Source organism: Bacillus thuringiensis, assembly GCF_001182785.1.
GTDB classification, from domain to species: Bacteria; Bacillota; Bacilli; order Bacillales; family Bacillaceae_G; genus Bacillus_A; species Bacillus_A thuringiensis_S.
Genome location: NZ_CP012099.1, coordinates 285,001 through 292,500, shown reverse-complemented (window position 1 = coordinate 292,500; position 7,500 = coordinate 285,001). Strand labels below are relative to the sequence as shown.

Sequence of the window (7,500 nt, the reverse complement as noted above, 5' to 3'; positions counted from 1 at the left end):
CCAAAATGCTAGAAAAAATATATGAATTTATTCATGATGAGGGATTACGATTACAAAAGGGAAGCTTCGGCCAAGAACTTATCGAAAAAAACTTCAATTTTCTTAATTACATTTATCAATTACTAGATCTTCTCGAACATAATTACAAAAAGATAAGCGTAATCATACCAAACTATAATTATGAAAAATACTTATCTGATCGAATCGAATCAATATTAAACCAAACCTACCCTCTTTACGAACTAATTTTCTTAGACGATGCCTCTACCGATTATAGCGTATCAACTTTTAAAAAGCTGCTCTCAAAAGAAAATAAGACCCACCTGAAGGTTCAACAGATTATTAATGATAAAAACTCTGGTTCTGTATTTAAACAATGGATAAAAGGAGTCTCTGCAGCAACTGGTGATTATATTTGGATCGCAGAGGCCGATGACTTATGCGATAAGACATTTTTACAAGAGGTGATAGAGGGGTTTTATATAAATAACAATATTACCTTAAGCTACACACAATCAAAACAAATAGACGAACAAGGAAATGTATTGGCTAATCATTATTTAAATTACACAAATGATATCGATAAAGAAAAATGGAAAGCACCCTATTTTCGAAAAGGCGTCGATGAAATACAAGATACGTTACTTATTAAAAACACTATACCTAATGTCTCGAGTGTAGTTTTTAAAAATATAGATATGAAGAAAACAGAAAAACAGTTAGAAAAGTTCAAAATAGCTGGTGACTGGTTCTTCTATGTCTCTCTTCTTACAGAGGGCGATATTTACTTCAATCCAGCATCCCTAAACTATCATAGACGACATTTAAATAGCGTAACAAGAACAGAAGATTCATACTCCCATTACAATGAAGTTGTGCAAATGCAAAATTTCATTAAAGAAAGCTTTACTATCGACGACATTTCTAAAATGAAAATGTATACATATAGAAAGTATCTTAAAGCATACTTAAAAATTTAAACGTATGCTTTCTCTGCCATCAATATCTCTTGTAAGGCGATACTATTATTTAAGGGGGAATACTCTTTGAAAGACTTTATAGAGGAACATAAAGATTTAATTTCTCAAATCGCACACAGCTACAATGTAAATGCAAGTATCCATCCTGAGGATCATATCTTTCAGTTCATTGTCACTAATCCCGTTTTCCCATCAAAAAAAGAAGCGATAGATTACTATTTTAAAGACGGGCAAAACTCAGCACAAATACTCTTAGACTTAATCACTTCCCTTTATCCTCCTACAGGCAATCCAATCAAATTGTTAGAGTTTGCATCCGGATACGGTTGCGTAACACGTCATTTATTAAATCTACAAGCGAATTTGAGTATAACCGCTTGCGATATACACGAAGAGGCCATTTCCTTTATTGAAAACAAATTAAATAATCCTTCTATATTATCTCATCCTGAGCCCGAACAGTTAAAATTGGACTCCTCTACGTACGATATTGTTTTTTGTCTATCCTTTTTTTCTCATATGCCTGATACAACTTGGTTTCGTTGGCTGCAAACATTGTATAACGCTGTTTCACCTGGCGGTTTATTCATTTTCACAACCCATGGCTATCAAAGCAAAAAATACTTTGGGTTTCCAAATTTAAATGAACAGGGCTATTGGTTTCTCTCTTCTAGTGAACAATTCGATTTAGATGTGAATCAATACGGACAAACGATAGTTAGTCCCTCTTACGTGTGTGACAAAATTAAATTATTGCCCTATAACCCAATCATCAAAAAGTATACTGAAGGATTTTGGTGGGAACATCAAGACCTTTGGATAATAGAAAAAGAAGTAAAATAATAAACCACGCTCTGCTTACATACAAGTAGAGTGTGGTTTATTATTTTTTACTATATAAGAACTCTTCAATCCATAGCTTATTTAATCTAATCCCATTTTTAAAATCTATTTTAGGTTCCCAATTCAATTCTTGTTTTACCTTATCAATATTTAAAATGATTCTTTGAACGTTCTCTTGTTTTTGTTTATAACAGATAAAGTCCACTTTTCTTTCTGTTATTTTCTCTAGTTCCACAATAATTCGTTTTAAAGAAAGACCTTTGCCACTCCCTATGTTATATACGCAAGATTTCAATTGATTTAATTGTGCTAGTTGTATAGTAATTTCAACTAAATCATCGATATAAATATAATCTCTAATAATCTCCTCTGGATTCCCATATATATTAATCCTTTCATTACTGAGATGCTGGTACAAAAAACAATTTATCGCTCCAACTTTTTTTAAGGGGTTTTGGTATTTTCCATACGGATTAGAATATCTACATACAACATAATCTATTCCATATTTTCTCTGATAAAAATACAAATAATTCTCGAGCGAAACTTTTGTTATTCCATACGGGGAAAGTGGTCTTAATGGATGTTTCTCATCAATAGGCAAATATTCAGGTTCACCATAAACTGTGCCTCCCGAAGAAGCTAATATAATTTTTTTAATACGAAAATCTTTAACACTTTCCATGAAATTAAGAAAAAATAGACTACTATTAATATCGCCGAAAACATCTTCAATTGAAGTTGCTACGTTAGACGTCGCAGCTAAATAAATAATAATATCTATATTCACTAAAGCTTTATATATATCCTCAACATTTTCTAAATCACCTTTAATAAATTCAACTTCACTTATAATATTTTGAGGGAAATTATTTATATGTCTGGAAAATACTTTTACATTTTGCCCCTGTTTCAATAAACCCAATGCGAGGTTGATACCAATGAAACTATTTCCACCTACTATTAAATAATTATTCTTCCTCATAATATCATCTCTCTAGTATAAATTTTCCCCTTCGTCAAACCTAAAAATATAAACAAATGACTTGATCATTTCTATTATTCATCCTCTTATCATTGTATGTTTATTATAATTTTTCATTATCTTTATTTTCTATTTTCATTTTAGAATAGCTTCCTTATTCAGGCTGACTGCAAAAACACTCATAATATTTACTCATCCCCATGAATATATTTAATAAACAATCCTCACTTGTTTAACCCATAAAAAAACTTCTACATACACAAGGTTCTCAAAAAAGGAGTGCTAAACTCATGAGAAATATAAATCAAGAACTTTTAAATCATGTAATTCTACATAAAGATCGAATTCCGCATTACCATAAAGACTTTCCCCTTATACTATTTTGGAGTCATAGAAGTGGATGCACCGCATTAGCTAATTGGTTCTTTTTTCAAATTGGATTGTTTACTGAAGCAAAGAAATACAATGACTTTATTCATTACTATGAGTTCTGGGTGTATAAGAACAATATAAATTACATACCAGAATTACAAAATGGTCTTCTAGAAGGTAAAAAGGATGTTTGTAAACTTGTGCGAAATCCCTATACAAGAGCTGTCAGCTCATTTTTATTACTTGCTGATAATCCATATGCTAGCCCACAATGGGAAAGTATTCGTCATTATTTTTATAATGACAAATATAGTAATCAAGGAATATCATTTAAACAATTTTTATATTACGTTCAGGCATTTGGTTCCAATTCCCTAGCAATAGATATACATTTTAGCCAGCAATACATCCCTGGTGCAGAAAGCTTCATCCAATGTTATATTCCTTTAGAAGATTTTAATGCACAAATCACCAAAATAGAACACACGTACGATTTGATAAAATCCAATTTAGCACTTCTTACAAATTCAGATCATCATCGCGCCCACAAGATGATTTATGCAGGAAGCTATGCAGAACTTAGCATTACAGATACAGAATTTCCCCGATTTCCAACATACGAAAGCTTTTATGATAAAGAAACTATAGATTTAGTTACAGAAATATACGCACAGGACTTTGAAATATACCCATACACGAAAGGGATATTTTAAGTCTATACATTTTTCTATGAATAAAAGCTAATGCATCGCATAGCATAAAGTGAAACTTTAATTCGAGTCGGGTTCTCTCCAACTGATTATTCTCTTCGCCCAATTGTACTTTTAAAAGATACCTAACTTTCACCCATTCTCTTTAATTTCGCCGATTGTTAACGTGTATCATACTTTCCATAAATACATTGCATGTAACAAAGGAGGGATGTCGTGTGGAAATCAATTTGAAACACAATAATGGGTACTGCGTTATTTGCGAAAAGAAAGCTACATTTATAGAGCATAATGATTGGCTTAGAGATCATTATTTATGTTCTACATGTAACTCTATCCCAAGGCAGCGAGCTTTAATCCATGCTTTACACACATTTTTTCCAAAATGGAATTCCTATAGTATCCATGAATCCTCTCCTGGAGCAATTACAACTCAACTACTATTAAAAAACTGTAAAAACTATACATATTCTCAATACTTTAAAAACTATCCTCTTGGCCAATACTTTCAAGGAATTAGATGTGAGAACTTAGAAGACATGACTTTTGAAAATGAATCTTTTGATTTATTCATTACTCAAGACGTTTTTGAGCATGTAATGACACCAAACAAAGCCTTTAAAGAAATAGAACGAGTATTAAAACCTGGCGGGGCTCATGTATTTACTGTCCCTTGGTATCATACACTCACAAAAACTGTGCAAAGAGCCAGATTGAATAAAGAGGGGATTGAATATATTGAAGAGCCCATTTATCATGGAAATCCTATTGATGAGAACGGATCTTTAGTAACATTCGATTGGGGGCAAGATATGATTGAATATATTTATACACACGCAAATATGTATACAATTGTTTATTTACAAAAGGATAGATCACTCGGGTTAGATGCTGAATTTTTACATGTTTTTATTAGTAAAAAGCAAGAAAATAAAGTTTAATCACTATATAATTCGGAGGTTTAACAAATGAATAACTTTAAGTTAGGAAGTGATTTTGATAATCTTGTTAATTCACTATCTGATGTTGAACTTCTAAATTTATTTATACAAAGTTGTTCCCAAACAACGATAAATGGGGTTCCCGTACCTAGGTTTCCTCCTGAAGAAATTCAAAAACAATTTGTAGGTGCTTCCTATGAACATGCTCTTTACGAAGCGTATTTGTTTTATAGCCATATAAAAGAATACGCCCAGAATTTAGGTGTTCCCGTGAATAAAGAAAGTAAAGTTTTAGACTTCGGCTGCGGATGGGGAAGAATTATACGCTTCTTATTTAAAGATGCCTCTGATCAAAATTTACTTGGCATTGATGTGGATCCTGCGATGATCACACTTTGTAATGAAACACTAGGAAGAGGGATATATAAAACAGCTAGCCCACATCCCCCTGTAGAATTTATTAGTGACAATTCATTAGATATCATATTTGCTTATTCTGTATTCTCACATTTATCCGAAGAAACTGCTGAAAATTGGATAAAAGAATTCTCAAGAGTTCTTCGCCCTGGTGGAATTTTCATCGCAACAACACAAGCGCGCTATTTTCTTGATTTTTGTCAACAATTCCACGAACATCCTGAATTAATTCAAACAGGATGGCATAAAACTTTATCTCAAGCTTTTCCAGATATACATCGCGCCATCTCGGATTATGAAAACGGAAAATTTGTCCACAGCGCTACTGGTGCAGGGGATGTTAGAAATAGTAGTTTTTACGGAGAAACTGTTATACCTAGGACTTATATTGAAAATCATTATGAGAAATATTTAAAGCTACAAGACTTTTTTGATGATGTAAATCGATTACCACAAGCCCTCTTTGTCCTTCAAAAAATTTAATTCCTTTTATTCAACGTAATACACTTAATTCCATGACGAAAAGCACTTTCTATTTCAGCTATATATCAAATTACCTAATACTCTCTTATTAAGTAAGCTGTAAAAGCAAATTCAATACATACCATAAAAAAAGCAGTAAACAGCTAACATATCTCTTGTTTTAAAATTGCTCCACCAAATCAAGAATACCTTCCCAACAATTGAACTACGAAAAACATGAGGGGGATATACTTTGAAAATAATCGCTTTTTACTTACCACAATTCCATCAAATTAAAGAAAATGATCGATGGTGGGGGAAAGGATTTACTGAATGGACAAATACTAAAAGTGCACGCCCTTTATTTTCAGGACATTATCAACCGAGGGAACCTTATCAAGATTTTTATTATGACTTAACTAGCCCCTCCGTAAGAAAGTGGCAAGCAGAAATCGCTAAAGCATACGGTATATATGGTTTTTGTTATTATCATTATTGGTTTAAGGGAAAAAGACTATTAGAAACACCCTTTAATGACGTACTAAAGATGAAGGAACCTGACTTCCCTTTTTGTCTTTCTTGGGCAAATGAACCATGGACAAAATCTTGGGATGGTCTCGATAAACATATATTAATGCCTCAAGATTACGGAGATATATCTGATTGGAAGGAACACTTTGATTATTTATTACAGGCTTTCCAAGATGAGAGATATATTTATATAGATGATAAACCTCTATTCATTATTTATCGTCCAGGACATATTCCTGATTGTGAAAAAATGCTTAATTACTGGAATGCATTAGCGCGAGAAAATGGTTTAAAAGGCATATACTTTGCTGAAACATTAAACAGTTTTCCACTACCTAATATAAATGGATTCGATGCTAGCATTCAGTTTGAACCTTTCTATACAATTGCCCATGATAGCTCTTCAGACATAAATAAGGTCATATATGATTCTGATATGCAATTGAATGTTTGGGACTACGATAAAGTATGGATGTATATATTACAACGATCGCTCCCAAAGAAAAAAACATTTCCTGGGGCTTTTGTTGATTGGGATAATACTGCACGACGTAAAAACGCAAATAGCAGCATCTTTGTAGGTTCTACCCCTGAAAAGTTCACCATATATTTAAGCAAGCAAATTCATCGTACTTACTCTTTTTATAACAGCGAGTTTTTATTTATTAACGCATGGAATGAGTGGGCGGAAGGAACTTACTTAGAGCCAGATAAAAAATATGGATTTTCTTATTTAGAAGGAGTTAAAAATGCAATTGATAGAGGTATGAAAGCATACAAAAAAGACGAGTCATTCTGACTCGTCTTAAAGTTGCTTGGCGACGTCCTACTCTCACAGGGACAAGGTCCCAACTACCATCGGCGCTAGAGAGCTTAACTTCCGTGTTCGGTATGGGAACGGGTGTGACCTCTCTGCCATCATCACCAAACTATGAAGGCATATTCCTTCAAAACTAGATAACATTTGCTACATATTATATGGTTAAGTCCTCGATCTATTAGTATTCGTCAGCTCCACATGTCACCATGCTTCCACCTCGAACCTATCAACCTGATCATCTTTCAGGGATCTTACTAGCTTACGCTATGGGAAATCTCATCTTGAGGGGGGCTTCATGCTTAGATGCTTTCAGCACTTATCCCTTCCGCACATAGCTACCCAGCTATGCCCTTGGCAGAACAACTGGTACACCAGCGGTGCGTCCATCCCGGTCCTCTCGTACTAAGGACAGCTCCTCTCAAATTTCCTACGCCCACGA

Annotated in this window: 7 protein-coding genes and 2 rRNA genes (2 of these 9 cut by a window edge); 6 read left to right on the top strand and 3 right to left on the bottom strand. The window is 33.4% G+C overall.

Features of this window, described 5'->3' with window-relative positions; translation table 11 throughout:
• Together AC241_RS01655 and AC241_RS01650 are read left to right on the top strand one after the other, a co-directional pair.
• Nucleotides 1–980, top strand: the 3' portion of a protein-coding gene (locus AC241_RS01655; protein ID WP_050842432.1) for a glycosyltransferase. The gene continues 952 nt to the left of window position 1, outside the view; only the last 980 of its 1,932 coding nucleotides appear in the window; the start codon falls outside the window, past its left edge; it ends in the stop codon at nucleotides 978–980.
• Nucleotides 981–1,046: 66 nt separating this feature from the next.
• Entirely contained in the window at nucleotides 1,047–1,823 is a 777-nt protein-coding gene (locus tag AC241_RS01650; protein WP_050842430.1) for a class I SAM-dependent methyltransferase, read from the top strand.
• Nucleotides 1,824–1,863: 40 nt separating this feature from the next.
• On the opposite strand, the gene AC241_RS01645 is transcribed toward AC241_RS01650, so the two are convergent.
• Complete coding sequence (locus tag AC241_RS01645; RefSeq protein ID WP_043938603.1) at nucleotides 1,864–2,808, bottom strand: NAD-dependent epimerase/dehydratase family protein; 945 nt, start codon at nucleotides 2,806–2,808, stop codon at nucleotides 1,864–1,866.
• A 290-nt stretch (nucleotides 2,809–3,098) separates the two neighbouring features.
• On the opposite strand from AC241_RS01645, the gene AC241_RS01640 reads away from it, so the two are divergent.
• The 4 genes from AC241_RS01640 to AC241_RS01625 all read left to right on the top strand — a co-directional run bounded on the left by AC241_RS01640 (nucleotide 3,099) and on the right by AC241_RS01625 (nucleotide 7,040).
• Nucleotides 3,099–3,893, top strand: coding sequence for a sulfotransferase family 2 domain-containing protein (locus tag AC241_RS01640; protein WP_050842428.1), 795 nt, complete (start codon nucleotides 3,099–3,101; stop codon nucleotides 3,891–3,893).
• 215 nt (nucleotides 3,894–4,108) lie between these two features.
• Nucleotides 4,109–4,831 carry a class I SAM-dependent methyltransferase gene (locus AC241_RS01635; protein WP_050842426.1) on the top strand — a complete coding sequence of 241 codons (723 nt, stop codon included), beginning with the start codon at nucleotides 4,109–4,111 and terminating at the stop codon, nucleotides 4,829–4,831.
• Nucleotides 4,832–4,858: 27 nt separating this feature from the next.
• Nucleotides 4,859–5,731 carry a class I SAM-dependent methyltransferase gene (locus AC241_RS01630; RefSeq protein WP_050842425.1) on the top strand — a complete coding sequence of 291 codons (873 nt, stop codon included), beginning with the start codon at nucleotides 4,859–4,861 and terminating at the stop codon, nucleotides 5,729–5,731.
• A 232-nt stretch (nucleotides 5,732–5,963) separates the two neighbouring features.
• Nucleotides 5,964–7,040: a glycosyltransferase WbsX family protein gene (locus tag AC241_RS01625; RefSeq protein WP_000690984.1), complete on the top strand. Its 1,077-nt coding sequence runs from the start codon at nucleotides 5,964–5,966 to the stop codon at nucleotides 7,038–7,040.
• Nucleotides 7,041–7,054: 14 nt separating this feature from the next.
• Here AC241_RS01625 and rrf read toward each other — a convergent pair.
• Both rrf and AC241_RS01615 read right to left on the bottom strand, forming a co-directional pair.
• Nucleotides 7,055–7,170 (bottom strand): 5S ribosomal RNA (gene rrf / locus AC241_RS01620).
• Nucleotides 7,171–7,219: 49 nt separating this feature from the next.
• A 23S ribosomal RNA gene (locus tag AC241_RS01615) occupies nucleotides 7,220–7,500 on the bottom strand (it continues 2,641 nt past the right edge of the window).